Annotated in this window: 19 protein-coding genes; 11 read left to right on the top strand and 8 right to left on the bottom strand. The window is 37.7% G+C overall.

What is annotated here, in order from left to right; translation table 11 throughout:
- The first annotated feature begins 514 nt into the window (after positions 1–514).
- Both ACIFOT_RS02175 and ACIFOT_RS02170 read left to right on the top strand, forming a co-directional pair.
- Complete coding sequence (locus ACIFOT_RS02175; protein WP_430061216.1) at positions 515–802, top strand: DUF5655 domain-containing protein; 288 nt, start codon at positions 515–517, stop codon at positions 800–802.
- 369 nt (positions 803–1,171) lie between these two features.
- A complete protein-coding gene (locus ACIFOT_RS02170) occupies positions 1,172–2,269 on the top strand; it encodes an L-dopachrome tautomerase-related protein (protein WP_430061210.1) in 1,098 nt (365 codons plus the stop codon).
- A gap of 153 nt (positions 2,270–2,422) precedes the next feature.
- On the opposite strand, the gene ACIFOT_RS02165 is transcribed toward ACIFOT_RS02170, so the two are convergent.
- The 6 genes from ACIFOT_RS02165 to ACIFOT_RS02140 all read right to left on the bottom strand — a co-directional run bounded on the left by ACIFOT_RS02165 (position 2,423) and on the right by ACIFOT_RS02140 (position 5,401).
- Complete coding sequence (locus ACIFOT_RS02165; RefSeq protein WP_430061214.1) at positions 2,423–2,722, bottom strand: spore coat protein; 300 nt, start codon at positions 2,720–2,722, stop codon at positions 2,423–2,425.
- A gap of 18 nt (positions 2,723–2,740) precedes the next feature.
- A complete protein-coding gene (locus ACIFOT_RS02160) occupies positions 2,741–2,935 on the bottom strand; it encodes a hypothetical protein (RefSeq protein ID WP_335714814.1) in 195 nt (64 codons plus the stop codon).
- A gap of 17 nt (positions 2,936–2,952) precedes the next feature.
- Entirely contained in the window at positions 2,953–4,089 is a 1,137-nt protein-coding gene (locus ACIFOT_RS02155) for a zinc-dependent alcohol dehydrogenase (protein WP_430061208.1), read from the bottom strand.
- 18 nt (positions 4,090–4,107) lie between these two features.
- The gene (locus tag ACIFOT_RS02150) at positions 4,108–4,476 is read right to left on the bottom strand and encodes a spore coat protein (protein WP_410777808.1); all 369 of its coding nucleotides are present in this window, start codon (positions 4,474–4,476) and stop codon (positions 4,108–4,110) included.
- Between the two features lie 16 nt (positions 4,477–4,492).
- Entirely contained in the window at positions 4,493–4,738 is a 246-nt protein-coding gene (locus tag ACIFOT_RS02145; RefSeq protein ID WP_430061206.1) for a spore gernimation protein GerQ, read from the bottom strand.
- 255 nt (positions 4,739–4,993) lie between these two features.
- The gene (locus ACIFOT_RS02140) at positions 4,994–5,401 is read right to left on the bottom strand and encodes a DUF3231 family protein (RefSeq protein ID WP_430061204.1); all 408 of its coding nucleotides are present in this window, start codon (positions 5,399–5,401) and stop codon (positions 4,994–4,996) included.
- A 350-nt stretch (positions 5,402–5,751) separates the two neighbouring features.
- Here ACIFOT_RS02140 and cccB point away from each other — a divergent pair, with 350 nt between their 5' ends.
- Both cccB and trpB read left to right on the top strand, forming a co-directional pair.
- Entirely contained in the window at positions 5,752–6,114 is a 363-nt protein-coding gene (gene cccB / locus ACIFOT_RS02135; RefSeq protein WP_430061202.1) for a cytochrome c551, read from the top strand.
- Positions 6,115–6,245: 131 nt separating this feature from the next.
- A complete protein-coding gene (gene trpB, locus ACIFOT_RS02130) occupies positions 6,246–7,412 on the top strand; it encodes a tryptophan synthase subunit beta (protein WP_430061201.1) in 1,167 nt (388 codons plus the stop codon).
- A gap of 319 nt (positions 7,413–7,731) precedes the next feature.
- On the opposite strand, the gene ACIFOT_RS02125 is transcribed toward trpB, so the two are convergent.
- Complete coding sequence (locus ACIFOT_RS02125) at positions 7,732–8,538, bottom strand: alpha/beta fold hydrolase (RefSeq protein WP_430061199.1); 807 nt, start codon at positions 8,536–8,538, stop codon at positions 7,732–7,734.
- A gap of 503 nt (positions 8,539–9,041) precedes the next feature.
- Here ACIFOT_RS02125 and ACIFOT_RS02120 point away from each other — a divergent pair.
- The 6 genes from ACIFOT_RS02120 to ACIFOT_RS02095 all read left to right on the top strand — a co-directional run bounded on the left by ACIFOT_RS02120 (position 9,042) and on the right by ACIFOT_RS02095 (position 14,379).
- Positions 9,042–10,676 carry a long-chain-fatty-acid--CoA ligase gene (locus ACIFOT_RS02120; protein WP_430061198.1) on the top strand — a complete coding sequence of 545 codons (1,635 nt, stop codon included), beginning with the start codon at positions 9,042–9,044 and terminating at the stop codon, positions 10,674–10,676.
- 37 nt (positions 10,677–10,713) lie between these two features.
- Positions 10,714–11,493 carry an SDR family oxidoreductase gene (locus ACIFOT_RS02115; protein ID WP_430061196.1) on the top strand — a complete coding sequence of 260 codons (780 nt, stop codon included), beginning with the start codon at positions 10,714–10,716 and terminating at the stop codon, positions 11,491–11,493.
- A 118-nt stretch (positions 11,494–11,611) separates the two neighbouring features.
- Complete coding sequence (locus ACIFOT_RS02110; RefSeq protein WP_430061195.1) at positions 11,612–12,091, top strand: hypothetical protein; 480 nt, start codon at positions 11,612–11,614, stop codon at positions 12,089–12,091.
- Positions 12,075–12,701, top strand: coding sequence for a hypothetical protein (locus tag ACIFOT_RS02105; RefSeq protein ID WP_430061194.1), 627 nt, complete (start codon positions 12,075–12,077; stop codon positions 12,699–12,701). Before ACIFOT_RS02110 ends, ACIFOT_RS02105 begins: the two co-directional genes overlap by 17 nt.
- A 22-nt stretch (positions 12,702–12,723) precedes the next feature.
- The gene (locus ACIFOT_RS02100) at positions 12,724–13,290 is read left to right on the top strand and encodes a polyhydroxyalkanoate biosynthesis repressor PhaR (protein ID WP_430061192.1); all 567 of its coding nucleotides are present in this window, start codon (positions 12,724–12,726) and stop codon (positions 13,288–13,290) included.
- Between the two features lie 21 nt (positions 13,291–13,311).
- Entirely contained in the window at positions 13,312–14,379 is a 1,068-nt protein-coding gene (locus ACIFOT_RS02095; protein WP_430061190.1) for an alpha/beta fold hydrolase, read from the top strand.
- 85 nt (positions 14,380–14,464) lie between these two features.
- Here ACIFOT_RS02095 and ACIFOT_RS02090 read toward each other — a convergent pair whose 3' ends face one another.
- Positions 14,465–15,244 (bottom strand): alpha/beta fold hydrolase, encoded by a 780-nt coding sequence (locus ACIFOT_RS02090; RefSeq protein ID WP_430061189.1) that lies wholly within the window; start codon positions 15,242–15,244, stop codon positions 14,465–14,467.
- A 212-nt stretch (positions 15,245–15,456) separates the two neighbouring features.
- Here ACIFOT_RS02090 and ACIFOT_RS02085 point away from each other — a divergent pair, with 212 nt between their 5' ends.
- Positions 15,457–16,002: a hypothetical protein gene (locus ACIFOT_RS02085; RefSeq protein ID WP_430061188.1), complete on the top strand. Its 546-nt coding sequence runs from the start codon at positions 15,457–15,459 to the stop codon at positions 16,000–16,002.
- The last annotated feature ends 36 nt before the right edge of the window (positions 16,003–16,038 follow it).

Raw genomic sequence — 16,038 nt, 5'->3', positions numbered from 1 at the left:
ATCTACAGGAATTCTAACGGGGCAGGTTAGCTCGAGATGAATCCATTCAAAATAAAAAAAAGACCGTTATCCGTCTTCCTGTTTAAATCAAAGGTGAGTTTGACTCTTTCTATGTTTAATGAAATGAGAAATACCAGTTCCAGTGTAATAAAGAAAGAAATAGCCAAAAAGAATGAAAGTAGGTATTGCGTTAGGGAGTATTTGTATAAAGATAAAACCTATAACAAGAAAAATAAATGAAACAATAAAATTAAATTTATATTTCGGTATTCTTTTCATAAAATCACCTCTACCTTATTTTACCATTATTTTCGAGATATGTGATAATGGAAGGTAATTGTGAAGAGATGTACTTAAACTATCGAAGCAGGTTAGTGAATAAAGAAATGGTAAAAGGATGTAAAAAGAGGCAAAATAAAGGTAATAAAGTTTAATATGTTAAAGTGAAAGCAGGAGATGGTGATTTGTCAGAAGATGAATTATTCTCAAATAAAGCATCTAATGTTTATGAAATATATTCAAAATACTCGATTTATTGAAAGAAATTGGACCTTTTGAAATTGAGTTTAAAAAGACTTCTATACATCTTTTGAATAAATCTTCCTTCGGAGGAGTTCATCCAAAAAAGAAATGGTTAGATTTTAATTTAGTAACAAACCATCAAATTGAACACGAGAAGATTACTAAAATTGAACAAGTTTCAAAAAATCGATTTCACAATAACTTTAGATTTCATAGTGAAGACGAACTAAATCAAGAGTTTTTAGTTCTTTTAAAAGAATCATATCAATTAATGAGTTAGTTAGAGAAAGGATATTTATTACCAATGAACAGCATTTTCTTGGGAATTATATCTGGTATAATATTTGGTTTATTCTCTGTACTACTAATGCTCCCGATGAAATTTGAAGATAAACGTATTGCTATTATTGGTTATTTTATTAATCGTTTTACGATTGGTTTCTTAATATCAGTAACTGTTCTTCCTATGTATGGTTGGACAGGAGACCTTTAAATTAAAATGTTACCTTTCTTCTGACAGACTTATTAAATTTCGAAAACAATCCATTCAATCATCTTTTCGTATAGAAAAACTTATTAAGAAACATGCACTAGAAAAAATATAAATCATATATAGGTGATATCCCGTTTAAAGCTTGAGGAGGATATTATGAAACCTATGTTACCTAGTGAAAAATATTTCGGTAATTTAGAACTAGTTTATGCTTTTTATGGGGCTATGCCTACAGGTGTTACTGTTTCAGAAACCGGTCGTATTTTCATTTGCTTTCCGAAATGGGGAGACGATGTTAAATTTACGGTGGGGGAAATTGTTGAGGATAAATTGCAGCCTTATCCTAATTTACAAACAAATTTGGTTAATGCCGAGAATATAACAATGACATTCATCAGTGTCCAAAGTGTTGTTGCTGATGGAAGGGGAACGCTTTGGATATTAGATACAGCGGCCCCCAATTTTTCTGAACCTATTAAAGGGGGGGCAAAATTAGTCGCTGTTGATTTAGAAACCAATACAATAAGAAAAGTATATACCTTTACAGAAGATGTTGTCCTGCCTACAACTTATCTGAATGATGTCCGTTTTGATTTTCGTGTAGGAAAAGCAGGTTATGCCTATATAACGGATTCTTCTTCAAGAGGACCAGGAGCTATTATCGTCGTAGATTTATCAAATGGAAACGCGTTTAGACGGTTAAATGGGGCAAATTCAACTTCACCCGATCCCTATTTTTTACCGAAAGTAGAAGGTCAAATTTTAATGAATCGAAACAAAGACGGTTCAACTTCTCCATTTAGATTGGCGTCTGATAGTCTTGCGATTTCTCCCGAGGGAAAGATATTATTTTTTGCTCCACTAACCAGTCGTCATTTGTTCTCGATCTCAACTGAAGCCCTAAGAGACAGATTGATACCGGACATGGATTTACCTTATCATGTGGAGTATTGGGGAGAAAAAGGTGCGTCTGATGGAATGATCACCGATGCAAAGGGAACTGTTTATGCTGGAGATTATGAAAACAACAGTATACGTAAGATATTGGCAAATGGCATAATGGAAACTATCGCACATGATCCGAGAATTTTGTGGCCGGATACTTTTTCAATTGGTCCGGATCAATATTTGTATGTCATTGTGAACCAATTACATCGACAGCCTAGATTTCATTATGGAAAAGACTTACGACAGAAACCTTATAGTTTACTTCGTATCAAAATTGATGAATTTCCTGCTCCGACCTTTTCATAATAAAAATAGTCAATTAATTGTTTTCAATTATATAGTGTAAAACAAACTCGAGTAAGCAAGAAGTATTAACTTTATTTACTTCTGCCAAATAAACTCAAAATGGTTTAATGGGAACAGTTTATTTGGTGAGTGTTAAACTGTTCCTGGAAATCTTTATAATGTCGGTAAGTTCAATGCTGTATTGATATTATTTAAATCCAAACTGATCTGTTCGTTTGTATCCCAAGCATGGTACCATCCTTTTTCTACCATATATGCGGATATTTGTTCATGCATATCAAGAGCTTCCACTAAATGGCGAGTGAGCATTTCTTTAATTTCCGGTGTTCCTGCCTCCGTAGCTGCCATGGCATAATTTCTAATTCCATTTTTAGCTGAAATGAGTAGATCCATTGCAACGACTTGATCAGATAGTCCATCCATGCCCGTTAAAGTTTCAATGATTGGATTCATGTTCATTCATCTCCTAATTTACTGCTTAGCGTTGGAAAGGATAGAAGCATATTCTTGTAATTGTCTCGTAGATACATCAATGTCTTGCTGCATAATATCTCTTAATAGCTGATCTGTAACTAACGCTTTCATCGTTTTGGATTTAGTTAAACAAGTGGTCTTAAATGCAGTTATCTCATGGACCTCAAGAACTTCATGTAAGGCGTAGTTCATTTTTTATACCTCCTTCCTCAAGGTTTCAACACGACTTTTATACAATCATCCATTTTTGTGTCAAAAATCTCATAGCCACGCTTTGCTTCACTAAGTGGAAGTACATGACTTACGACATCTCCCGGATCAATTTTTCCGGTCGAAACTAATTCAAACATATATGGCATATAGTGGATGACAGGTGCTTGACCGGAGCGGATATTGACATTTCGCTGCATAATATCTCCAAGAGGGAAACCATTATATCTACCACCGTAAACACCAGTAACTTGAATTGTCCCGCATTTACGCACTGCTTGTGAAGCCATGATAAGCGCACTTAATGCTCCGCCATGAAGCTTCATTCCGCTTGCAAGGAACTCCATATCAGTCATTTTACCGTCCATACCAACTGCATCAATGACAACATCAGCGCCGCCTTTGGTGATTTCCTTCAGGTAACTTCCTACATTCTCATGGTCCTCAAAGTTAACAATTTCTACTTTGTTGGTGCGCTTTGCGTGCTGCAGGCGATAATTGACATAATCAACGGCAATGACTCGCTTTGCCCCTTTTAACCAACAGAATTTTTGAGCAAAAAGACCAACCGGACCACAGCCAAGAACAATAACGGTATCTCCATCTTTAACGCCTGCATTGTCAACACTCCAAAAACCAGTAGTCATCGCATCGGCAATAACTGCTAACTTTTCATCTGGTTCTTCACAAGTCTCTGGAATTTTGAAATGAGTAAAGTTGGCAAATGGCACTCTTAAATATTCAGCTTGCCCACCAGGATAGCCACCCGTCGTACCAGAATATCCGAAATAGGCACCCATATCACCGTTATCATTTGAATTATCACATTGGCTTTCCAAATGGTTTTTACAGTAAATGCATTCACCGCATGCTATATTAAAGGGAATAATGACCCGATCTCCCTTTTTTAGTTTCGTCACACCTGGACCAACTTCTTCGACAATTCCCATTGGTTCATGGCCAATAACATAGTTTTCTTGCAGGTTAGGAATCATGCCATGAATTAAATGTAAATCAGAACCACATATAGCTGTACTCGTTACTTTAATAATCATGTCATCTGGTTTTTCAATCTTTGGATCTGGAACTTCTTTGACTACAACATTTTTAATACCTTGATACGTTACCGCCTTCATTGGTTACAGCCTCCAGTGTTAGTGTTCATCAGGTGTCCGGTCAAACATACCTTTTCTATTGGTCTCAACAGGAAATAGATTCATTTTGCCAATCATCAAAGTATTGTTGGCAGAGAGTTGGTCTAGTTGATATTGTTCACTTAATTCGTATGGATGGAACCATTTTTTACTAATCATTAATTCTGTAATTTCTTGGTGCATGGCAATCCCTTGTATTAACTGGTTTCGTAAGAGGGTTCTAACATCAGGTGATGCGGACTCCGTTAATGCAACCGCAATATTGCGCACACCTTCTTTGGCACGAAGAAGTAAATCCATCGCAAATGTGGTATCTGCTAGCTCTGGTACGTGTAGCGAGTTTATAGGGTCTAAATAGTCATTGTTCAATGAATTTGCCTTCCTTTCAATTTATTATTGGTGTTGGCCGGTTTTGAGGAATAGGCGCTTGAAAAGGTGCACGTTGATAAATTGCCTGTAATTCTCCAAGCGCTTGCATGGATTGTTCAACATCTTTTTGCATTAATGCTCTCAAATCATGATCAAATACCAGTCCTTGCATTAGTTTTGATTTCGCTAAGCATAGGGTTTTAAAATTAATAACTTCATGTAGATCCAATGACTCATGATCGGCTAATTTTTGAATATCCATTTCTAATTACCCTCCTTTTTACTACAATGGTATTGTTCCAAGTATAGGAGGAAACATTCTAAAATTTTCTTAGGATAGGTAAAGTATTTTGAATGTTTGGGATATTTGTGAGGTGGAGAAAATTCATTCAGCACTAAAACACTAATTCAGGGAATATGTACTTGCTTGGATAATCGATAAGAACGCGAGTTAAAACCCCTTGGTGCTCAAGGGGTTTTGTCTACTTCGTAAAATCACAGTTATGGTGAAGTTTCACTAAGATAATTCTCGTCGATCAACGGAACTTGGCGGTTCTTCAAACCATCCATTGGAAATCATGATGTTTGCGCAGTCTTCCGCAAGCTTCCCATCCCTTGCGATGGCAGAACTGATGAAGTCTTCATGAAGGATCGTAGTAAAAATTTCAATATGTTCTGCTGCCAGTTTTACCACTTCTTCCATAAACCGGCGGATTTCTTTCGATTTAGAGGTTTGGCTAAAACCGAGAGCCAAGTCTTTAGTCAAGATGGTTTTCTGCAAATTAAAATAAAGACTAGAGATTTCTATTGTGTTCAATGGGCGGCGTTCCCCGAACCAGCCGGTTAAAAAGCTTTGCTTTTCCGCAAATTCAATTTTTTCTGGAAGCACGATGGTGGGCGGACGTTCCAGGAGACCTCTCGACATACACTCCACACATGTTGAATGTGGAAACATGGTACTGAGAGCTGGTGGCAAGTTGGTGGCAGCCTGGTGGCAAAATCAATCATACTGCCACCAATTACATCCGTTTAAAGCATATATAGGAATAACAAAAGCCTACTATATCAACAATTTCAAACGATACCTGTTATAATCGGATTCGCTTTTCAACCTTGACAGGGTTGAGGTCGGGGGTTCGAACCCCTCACAGGTCATCACAAATCTAACATCAAAACGATGTTAGGATTTTTTTGTGCAAAATAAATGGATAAGATGTAAAGGAATGAATATTACAGTTTTAGATAACAAAATCTATAAATGATGGAGGTGAGAATATGAAGAAACTCATAAATGGTGTGATTTGTATTGTTTTTCTTGGTTTTCTGGCAGCCTGTGGCGGCGGCAATGATAAGGATACTGCAGATAAAGATAAAACTACCACTGAAAAAACCGAGGAAAAAGCGCCAGCCACTAATACTGCTAATGCTGATGCTACATTTCAGCAAACCTGTTCAGCCTGTCATGGCGCAGATTTAAAAAGTGGCAGTGCACCAGATCTAGATAAGATTGGTTCGAAATATTCAAAGGCTGAAATTCTGGATATTATCCAAAACGGTAAAGAAGGCGGTATGCCAGCGGGACTCCTTAAAGGTGATGACGCTGATGCAGTTGCTACCTGGCTTTCAGAGAAAAAATAAATGTAAAGGAAAACCAGAATGGTGTTGAGAACCAATCTGGTTTTTTTATTACGAATATTTGAATATTCAGTAAAAAGATTTTATAATTTAATTGAACCAAAATAATAGTTTTTGAAGGAGACGAGTGAAGTATGGAGAAAGTCAGTGTCGAGAGTAAAGGTTATTTTGGAGAATTTGGCGGAAGTTTTATACCTGAGGATCTTCAACAGGTAATGAACGTATTGGAAGAACAATTTCTAAAATACAAGGACGATTCTGAGTTCCAAGAGGAGTTCAAATATTATTTAAAAGAATATATTGGTAGGGAAAATCCGTTAACTCTAGCTGAAAATTTAACTAACCAGCTTGGCGGAGCTAAAATTTATTTAAAAAGGGAGGATTTAAACCATACCGGCGCCCATAAAATTAATAATGCCATTGGTCAAATATTATTAGCGAAGCGAATGGGAGCAAAGCGAATCATTGCCGAAACAGGTGCTGGTCAGCATGGTGTAGCAACTGCCACAGCATGTGCGATGTTTGGAATGGAATGCGTGATTTACATGGGCAAGCTCGATACAGAACGCCAAGCGTTAAACGTCTTTCGGATGGAATTGTTAGGCGCAAAAGTAGTTCCTGTGGCTAAGGGACAAGGCCGTTTAAAGGACGCAGTAGATGAGGCTCTGGGCGATTTGGTGCAAAACTATCAAAATACTTTTTATTTACTAGGTTCGGCAGTGGGACCACATCCATATCCAACAATGGTCAAACACTTTCAAGCGATTATAAGTGAGGAATCTAAGCGACAGGTGCTTGAAAAGGAAGGAAAGCTTCCGACTGCGGTTATTGCTTGTGCAGGCGGCGGAAGCAATGCGATTGGAGCTTTTGCCCATTATATTGAAGAGAAAAATGTCCGCCTAATTGGAGTTGAACCTGCAGAGGCGCCAACTTTAACGGAAGGAGTTCCGGCTGTTATTCATGGATTCAAGTGTTTGACGCTCTTAGATGAGAATGGGGAACCAAAACCAACGTACTCAATCGCGGCAGGCTTGGATTATCCAGGTGTTGGTCCTGAGCACAGCTATTTGAAAACAATTGGCAGAGCGGAGTATGCAACGGTAACTGGCCAGGAAGCGTTGGAAGCTTTTCAACGATTAAGTAAAACGGAAGGAATAATCCCAGCCTTGGAGAGCTCTCATGCGGTAGCATATGCTATTAAGTTAGCAAAAGAATTGTCAAACGAAGATGTAATTATCGTGAACCTATCAGGCCGCGGTGATAAGGATGTAGAACAAGTTTTTCATATGCTAAAAAAATAAATCATGGTGACTGACACCATGGAAAGAAGAATTGCTGGTGACTTAGCTGGCGATTCTTTTTTTGTTCAAATAAATTTCATTAAAGGTTTTGTGAACAAATGAAAATCACCTGCCAACTTTCGACATTTTCTAGGAAAAACTTTATTAGATGGGGCCAAAAAAAGTAGAAATCCTTTCAACTTTGCCAAAATCATCTGTTGGGAAATTATTAAGAAGAGCGCTTCGTAATGAAGAACTATCCAATGTAGAAGCTTAATAGAGTGATAACTATTACGAGATAATAAGTGCCCGATCAAAATTTGACCGGGCATTTATTATATTACCTTTGGTTATCAAGAAACTCTAACACTCTTTTATTTACTAAATCATTTGCTTCCGTCACATAAATGTGTCCCGCACCTTTAATAGTTAGAAATTCTGCATTTGGAATTTTCTCTGCTAAGGTTACACCATTTTCATAAGGAACTAACCTATCCTCATCCCCATGGATGACGAGCGCAGGTGCTTTAATATGATTAATTTCATTGTAGGTGTCATGGGCTAAGCAGGCTTGCAATTGAAGCATATAAGCATAAGGGAGAATTGGAAGCTCAATTCTTTTTTGGATATCCTCTGCAATTAGTTCCCGCTGATTTTCGATAAACGATTGACTATAGAGAATCGGAGCCGTTGCCCAGGCCATTTCCTCAGGAGTGGCTGTTGAAGAAGCTCTTGATAACATAAGCATCGAGACATCCGCACTAGGTTGTACATGATTGACACCTCCAGAGGTTGTACAGCCAAGGATAAGAGAGCGGACCTTTTCTGGATACTTAATGGCAAATCGTTGAGCAATCATACCTCCCATCGAAATACCATAAACATGGGCAGATTCAACCCCCGCAGCATCCAATACTGCATTTGTATCTTCTGCCATGAGATCAATGGAATAAGGGGTGTTCGGTTTTCCGCTGAGACCTACGCCTCGATTGTCGAAAATAATAACCTTGTAATGCTCACTTAAAGCCGGCAAAGTTCTAAACCAGGATTTTGAATTAAGTGACAATCCCATAATTAGCAGCAAAGGTTCACCTTCACCATGTACTTCATAATAAAGATCAATTCCATTTGCATTTGTTATAGGCATATAGGGCAACTCCCTTTCTTCTAGATAATACTAGATTATATGATTTCGAATACTTTGCAAGAACCTAAAGCCTTCAAAAAGACCTATTACGGTTATTGAATTATAAAAAATATTATATGAGAATATTGTTTTTTGGGGGTGAGGGTAATGAAGGGAGGAAGGTGAAATACTATTTGGTTGAATTACCCATGTATTATTAATGTTTGAATTTGTCGAACGGAAAATTTTTCGACAATTTACGCTATTATTTTTTAGAAGTGAATCTATAAAGTACTTAATTTAAGGAGTATTATCAAGAGTTTTCTATCCGAATCTCATAGAACCAAAGAACAATTGCGGAAAATTGTCGAGAATGATAGGTTTACAAATCTATATTTTTCTACAATAATTATAATTATATTAATATTCTAATTATTTATATAGTATATACAAAACATCAAGAAGGACAGCAATTTTAAATAAGAATGTTGATATGACAATATCATGAGGAGGCATCATGTATTATGGTTTATCAGCAAAAGCCGTGGTTGAAAGTTTATGATTCGAGAATTGATGAACATGTTCAGATTGAGCACAATTCCCTTTACGATTTCTTACAAGGTGCAGTAGACCGTTATAAAGACAAACCTGCTTTCACATTCTTTGGACATGTTTGGTCATTTAACACAACAAAAGGAATTACAGATCAATTGGCCTCGTCATTACACAGAGCGGGATTTACAAAAGGTGACCGTTTGGCCATAATGCTTCCCAATTCCCCTCATTACATTTTCACCTTATTTGCAAACTTTCGCTTAGGTGGAATTGCTGTCCAAGTTAACCCTATGTATGTTGAAAGAGAAATAGAGCATGTTTTGCAGGATTCAGGGTCTGAGTATATGGTCGTTCTAGATACTTTCTATCAAAAAGTAAAAAAAGTACAGGCGGGGACATCATTGAAAAAGATTCTCGTTGTCAGCTTTGGAGGAGAACGATTTGACCTTTCTGATGGGGATCATTATTTCGATGATTTCCTTATCGGAGAATTGAATATCCCTGATGTGGAAATTGACCGACTTGAAGATGTAGCCGTTTTGCAATATACAGGCGGAACTACAGGACTTTCCAAAGGTGTTATGCTTACACATAATAATCTTTTAGCAAACTTCAATCAAGTGTGTGAATTTGCCTATAAAACCTGTGAAAACAAACCAGATGATTTTAAGATGATAACTGTTTTGCCAATGTTCCATGTATATGGTCTCTCGAGTGTTGCACTTTGCGGAATTAGGGAAGGCGCAAATCAGATTATCTTGCCACGGTTTGATCCCAAAGAAGTAATGGAGATTGTTAAGCGGGAAAAACCATTCCAAATGTCTGGTGTTCCTACCATGTTTTTTGCTTTAAACAGTCAGGCGGGACTGGAGGAGTGTGGGTTTGACCAACTTTATTACATTAGTAGTGGCGGCGGTCCGCTACCAGTGGAACAAGCGAAATTGTTTGAAAAGAGGACTGGTATAAGGTTACTCGATGGGTATGGTCTTTCAGAGGCAGCTCCAACTGTCATTTTTAACCCTCCATTCGTACCAAGGAAATATGGCAGCATTGGTATTCCTGTCCAAAGCACAATCGCAAGAATTGTCCATGAAACAGAAGATGGATTTGTTGATGTACCTGTTGGCGAAGCAGGGGAACTAATAATTCAAGGTCCACAAGTAATGAAAGGTTACTGGAACCGTCCAGAAGAGACAGCAGCAACATTAAGAGATGGATGGCTGTTTACAGGCGATATTGCCAAAATGGATAAGGATGGATACTTTTATATTGTTGACCGTAAGAAGGACATGATTATTGCAAGCGGCTACAATGTCTATCCGTGTGAAATTGAAGAATTGCTTTATCAGTTAGAAGCAATTGAAGAAGCACTGGTAATTGGGGTTCCGGACCCATACCGCGGCGAAACGGTGAAAGCATTCGTCAAGGTAAAAGCAGGGTATTCGATTTCTGAAGAGGAAATTAAACAGTTTGGCAAGGAAAACCTTGCACCATATAAGGCGCCGAAGGAAGTAGAAATTCTTCCTGAGCTGCCAAAATCATCAGTCGGAAAATTATTAAGAAGGGTTTTAAGAGATCAAGAAGAAATAAAAATAAAGGCTTAATAAAAATAAGGCTTAATAAAAAAATGGAGGGGTAAAGATGAGTTTGATAGATTTATTTAGTCTAAAAGGAAAAACGGCGATTGTTACTGGCGGCGGCAGGGGCTTAGGTCAGCAAATCGCAGAAATATATGCCGAGGCTGGAGCCAATGTGGTAATTTGCTCAAGAGATATCGACGCATGTCAGGAATTAAGCGATGCATTGAAAGAAAAGGGAGTTGGTTCACTTGCATTTAAGTGTGATGTTTCCAATCCAGACGACATCCAGCATGTTGTTGACGAAACAATAAAAGAATTTGGCCGAATTGATATTTTAGTCAATAATAGCGGGACAAGCTGGGGAGCACCAGCCTTAGAAATGCCAGCCGATAAATGGGATAAAGTAATGGACATTAACCTAAAAGCAGTCTTCTTATTTTCCCAGGCAGCTGGTAAAGTAATGAAGGAACAGCGCTCTGGTAAGATTATTAATATTGCCTCAATTGCGGGAATGGGTGGCCAGAATCCATTAGTAATGGATGCGATTGGTTATTCCGTCAGTAAGGGTGCTGTTATCACGTTAACGCAAGAACTAGCAGTTAAATTAGCTCCTTATAATGTTCATGTGAATGCGATTGCACCTGGTTTTTTCCCTACCAAAATGACAAAAGCTATTTTGGGCTATTCAGGAGAGAAAATTCTTGAGCGTACACCAGCAGGACGTTTTGGCTCCGATGAAGATATGAAAGGGCCAGCACTTTTCCTAGCTTCCAGTGCTTCAGATTATGTAATGGGCCATGTTCTAGCTGTTGATGGGGGATCGTCAGCAGGAGTTCTCTAAGCAATTATCAATAAAGTTGAATATTTTTTGAATTTTTAACAAATTGTAAATTGACTTAAAGGCCTGAATTTACTATGATTAGATAAACATACCGACCGGTTAGTTATGAGGGAATTTAATGGATTCCGAACACCAAGATCGAATGACTTTTTATAAAAAACTTGAAGTTGAGCTCAATAAAAGCATCCATGCCCGTACCAATTGCCGTTCCTTTACCCGCGCCTTTGGCAGGGGAATGGATGCCCATCTTTCCCGATTAAAGATTCACAGAAGGTTAACAACTAAGTGGTTGAACCGCTTAAATCTGGCGAATAAAGATGAAATAGCTGAACTTTCTATAAGAATGGTAGATTGTGAGGAAAAGCTGGATTTTCTGGACGAGACAGTTTATATACTAACAAAAAGTCTGAAGGAGAACCGTCTTAAGGTTAAAAAAGTCCAAAAATCACTTGAAGAATTATTGGCTATTTTAGAAAAAGAAGTAAAGACAATCCAAGATTATAAAATAAAGAAACTAGAGGAAGAGCTGTTAGAATTAAAGCAGCTATTTACTACAGATTTTGAGATGGAGGAGAATATCGATGGCAAAGAAAAATGAAAAAGAGCTCGAAGCAGTTGTTGAAAGTCAAGGAACAGAATTTCGTCCTGAAGAACAGCTATCAAGTTTAGACATGTTGTGGAGGCTTGGATTTGATGAATTAGATTCATGGGCTGAAAGATTTAACAAGCGGGATGATCTATTCCTAGAAGCAGCTAGAAGCTTTGTTGAAAGAATTAGAAGCAATCAGGAAAATATTAAAGCAATTACAGAGCAATTTAACAAAGAGCTTAAGGAATGGGAAAAAGGAGCACGGGAGGAGTTACTTGTAACGACAACGTCCATCCAGCAATTTTTTCCAATTAAATCGTATGAAGAAATCAATCAAGTGGTGGATGATATTCAGACTAAAACCACTTCTCTGCTTTTAACCCCATTCCGTTCGTTAACGAATGGCCAAGCAATTGAAAGGTACTTAGAGACGCTGGACCAATATATTTCTTTTAGAAAAAAAGGCCGTGAAAAATATGTTGACAGCGTAAAGAAAACAACGAATGTGGTCTATGAAAATCAAAGAATATTTGCAAATCTATTTGCAAAACAAGTTAAATCGGCGATGTTCCCATTTCAACAATATATGAAAGGCGTAACTGAACTTACAAAAAAATGATAATAATGCAGGGGTGGAAACGATGACAGGCAAAAAAACATATGATCCATATGAATCTCTTCATAAGTTTAGCCAATTATGGGAAAAGCAGATAAATGATTTTATCTATCTTTGGACGAACAATAAAGAATTTGTCAAAATGTCCAATGTAGGAACTGAGATTCATTCCCGTTATCTTGATCAATTTAAAAAAAATCAAGAAGCACTTGCTAGTGTGTTAAATTTGCCTACTAAAAATGATGTGACGAACGTGGCAGCCTTGACGATTCAGGCAGAGGAAAAAATTGAAGCTCTTGAGGAACAAATTTGGGATTTGCAGGACTCTGTAAAGTCTCAAAGCAAGGATATTGAGAGTGTTGTAGAAGTATCTAAAGAAATTATTAAACTAACAAAGCAGCTTAAAACAGAGCTAGTGAAAACAAAAAAAGAGCTTTCAGATTCTAAGGATTTACATGCCGAGCTTCAGGAAATGAAATTTGAGCTCTTAAAGTTAAATGATTTTAAAGCAGAATTTGAAACACTAAAAGGTTTGATTGAAAAAGACAAAAGTGCTGAGCGTGAGCTTGCTGGTGCTGGGGCGACCAAATAATAGCGGAATGGAGGGAAGATAGTGGCTACAGAATCACCTTTAAAGAACGCAATTCCAGATTTGAATTACGAGAAGGAAATGGAGCGATGGTCTCAGGTTTTTAAGATTTTAAGTGAACCAGAGCCAAAAATAGGGCTTACTCCAAGAAATGAAGTATGGAGAAAAAATAAGTCGGTATTATGGCATTATCCTGCCAAAGAGAAAAAGTATGAGGTTCCATTATTTTTGGTATATTCACTTTTTAATAAACCGTACATTTTAGATATTGCCCCAAAGGCCAGCGTGATCGAGGGTCTTACCAACATGGGCTATGAAGTGTATTTATTAGACTGGGGTACACCAGGCTATGAAGATAAGAAAATTGGTTTAGACACCTACATTGATAAATATTTAAGAACGGCAGTAAAAAGGGCCATTCGTCATTCCGGTGCGGAAGAAATTACCCTTGTCGGTTACTGTTTAGGCGGAACTATAGCTTCACTCTATGCTGCAGTTGCAGATGAACCAATTAAAAACTTGATTGTAGCAACGGTGCCAATCGATTTCGGCCCATTCGTGGGACCGGATAAATGGGCTGAAGGTATGAGAAATGGTGATATGAATATTGACCATTTTATTGATGTTTATGGAAATATGCCACCTCAATTAGTTGAGGGCATGTTCAGAGCAATTGGAGCACCAATTTATTTTACAAACTATACCATGCTATTAAGCAGGGCACACGATAAGCGTTATGTGGATAAGTGGCGCAGAATGAATAAATGGACAATTGACCAGGTTCCATTTGCAGGGGAAGCATACCGTCAATTGGCGAATGACTTTTTCAAAGAGAATAAGCTGGTAAAAGGAGAATTCATGATCGGCAACAAAAAAGCGGATCTAAAGAATATTAAGGCGAATCTTTACGTCGTTTCTGGCTCCAGAGATCATTTAATTTTGGAAAATCAGAGCAAGCCGATAATGGACTTAGTCTCAAGTGAGGATAAAACCTATATCGTGGTAGAATCCGGCCATGTTGGTATGGCGCTGTCCGGAATGTTTGCTGGCATTGTCGATAAATGGGCTGCAAGTCGTTCTAATCCGATATAAAATTATTCTGTAATAAAATCCAGTACAAGTAAATATATAATAAGTATGAGCAATTGGGAGGAGGAAGGAACTCATTCCTTCCCCGCTAACTTGCCCTTTTGTGTTTATTTAAAAAGTTGCGCAGGACTTCATTGAAGGCTTCCTTCGCTTCAAGTTTGGCAATATGACCAGTATTTCTGAAAATAACAAACTCCGAATGGGGAATTTGTTTGTGCATGAGTAATTGAACCCAAACAGGGATGACAGAATCATATTGTCCGCCAATGATTAAGGTTGGAACTTTAATTTTAGGAAGCAGGCTTAAATTATTAACTTTTAGACAAGCTTCCATCGATTGAAAATAATATTCACTATTTGGTTTGTAAAATTGATAAAAGTGATCAAAATTTTCCTTTGACCATGAGTAAAGACAAACCTTTGCAGCTGTTTCTTTTAGGTCGTCAGGAGACTTATTTTCTGCACGCGCTTCCCTGAATTTCAAGAATAACTTGCCAAGCTGCTTCGGTGCATAATGGAAGGTGCTGACAAGCATTAAGGAACGGCACATTTCAGGAGCCTGGCGATAAATTTCTTGTGCAACCATCCCCCCCATAGACAAGCCGCAAATGTGTGCGCTTTCAATTTCAAGACCTTTTAAAAGGGAGATGACGTCGTAAGCAAAATTTTTAATTGATATCTCACCAGGTGATTGATATTCACCATGTCCCCGTAAATCGGGAATGATTAAGTCATATTGATCGGCAAATTCAAATTGATTTGTCCATCCCTCCTTAACTTCTCCTAAACCGTGAATAAAAACTAATGGCTCACCAGTACCGAGTCTTAAATAGGGAATTCCTGTACAGGTTTTGAATACTTCACTCAAAATGCATTCCTCCTCAAGTTTTAATAATAATTTATGTTTCCAACATTCCTAAGGTATAAACATTTATAAGATTCTGATTATTTTATTATATAATCAGTATTGACAGATTATGACACATAGGTGTAAATTACATATATAGACTAGCTAAGAAAATGCATACATAGAAACTGAAGTTCCAATTGAGGAACAAGCAAAAAGGAGAGGGATAAACTATGACTACTAAGAAAGTTGATCAAGAAGCAGTATTTGATTCCAATCGTTTTGTAGACACATTCTGGAATCAATATGAGCAATCATTAAATCGAGCAAGAAAGCTGCGTGAAAGAAGAGAAGATGCGTATCTTAATGCTGTAAAAGAAGCGGTAAAGTTTAATCAAGAATTTAGAGGCTCACTTGCCAATCTTTTTCAAACTTCCAGGCAAACAGGTACAGAAATTGTTAAAGGCGTTTCCAGCAATCTGGCTAAAAGAGTGGATGAAAATCAGGCAATTCGCCCTGAATTGAAGGACCAGTTAGGTGAAGTATCTGAACGAATCGAGCAGCTAACTATGGCTCCACTTACAGCGGGTCTAGATCTACTTCAACGATTTGAGGAAAATTTTGTTGAAGGCAGTGAAAACTATGTGAAATATGCAAGAGAGCGCCGTAATGGATGGCAAAAAGTTTCCGATGAATACCTAAAGGCTGCAAGGGAAAACCACAAAGAGGTAGCTCGTCGCCTTGAGGAAAGCAGAAAAGTTTTAGTAAGCTCCAAATAATGAAAAGATTTAAACTCCACTGACCTATAATAGTGG

This window comes from Neobacillus sp. NRS-1170 (assembly GCF_050468025.1).
This window is presented reverse-complemented; position numbering and strand designations above follow the sequence as displayed.

Coding starts and splice junctions, on each gene's coding strand:
- ACIFOT_RS02170 (WP_430061210.1), top strand. CDS start 1,172: ATGAAACCTATGTTACCTAGTGAAAAATATTTCGGTAATTTAGAACTA.
- ACIFOT_RS02165 (WP_430061214.1), bottom strand. CDS start 2,722: ATGAATCCAATCATTGAAACTTTAACGGGCATGGATGGACTATCTGAT.
- ACIFOT_RS02160 (WP_335714814.1), bottom strand. CDS start 2,935: ATGAACTACGCCTTACATGAAGTTCTTGAGGTCCATGAGATAACTGCA.
- ACIFOT_RS02155 (WP_430061208.1), bottom strand. CDS start 4,089: ATGAAGGCGGTAACGTATCAAGGTATTAAAAATGTTGTAGTCAAAGAA.
- ACIFOT_RS02145 (WP_430061206.1), bottom strand. CDS start 4,738: ATGGATATTCAAAAATTAGCCGATCATGAGTCATTGGATCTACATGAA.
- ACIFOT_RS02140 (WP_430061204.1), bottom strand. CDS start 5,401: ATGTCGAGAGGTCTCCTGGAACGTCCGCCCACCATCGTGCTTCCAGAA.
- cccB (WP_430061202.1), top strand. CDS start 5,752: ATGAAGAAACTCATAAATGGTGTGATTTGTATTGTTTTTCTTGGTTTT.
- trpB (WP_430061201.1), top strand. CDS start 6,246: ATGGAGAAAGTCAGTGTCGAGAGTAAAGGTTATTTTGGAGAATTTGGC.
- ACIFOT_RS02125 (WP_430061199.1), bottom strand. CDS start 8,538: ATGCCTATAACAAATGCAAATGGAATTGATCTTTATTATGAAGTACAT.
- ACIFOT_RS02120 (WP_430061198.1), top strand. CDS start 9,042: ATGGTTTATCAGCAAAAGCCGTGGTTGAAAGTTTATGATTCGAGAATT.
- ACIFOT_RS02115 (WP_430061196.1), top strand. CDS start 10,714: ATGAGTTTGATAGATTTATTTAGTCTAAAAGGAAAAACGGCGATTGTT.
- ACIFOT_RS02110 (WP_430061195.1), top strand. CDS start 11,612: ATGGATTCCGAACACCAAGATCGAATGACTTTTTATAAAAAACTTGAA.
- ACIFOT_RS02105 (WP_430061194.1), top strand. CDS start 12,075: ATGGCAAAGAAAAATGAAAAAGAGCTCGAAGCAGTTGTTGAAAGTCAA.
- ACIFOT_RS02100 (WP_430061192.1), top strand. CDS start 12,724: ATGACAGGCAAAAAAACATATGATCCATATGAATCTCTTCATAAGTTT.
- ACIFOT_RS02085 (WP_430061188.1), top strand. CDS start 15,457: ATGACTACTAAGAAAGTTGATCAAGAAGCAGTATTTGATTCCAATCGT.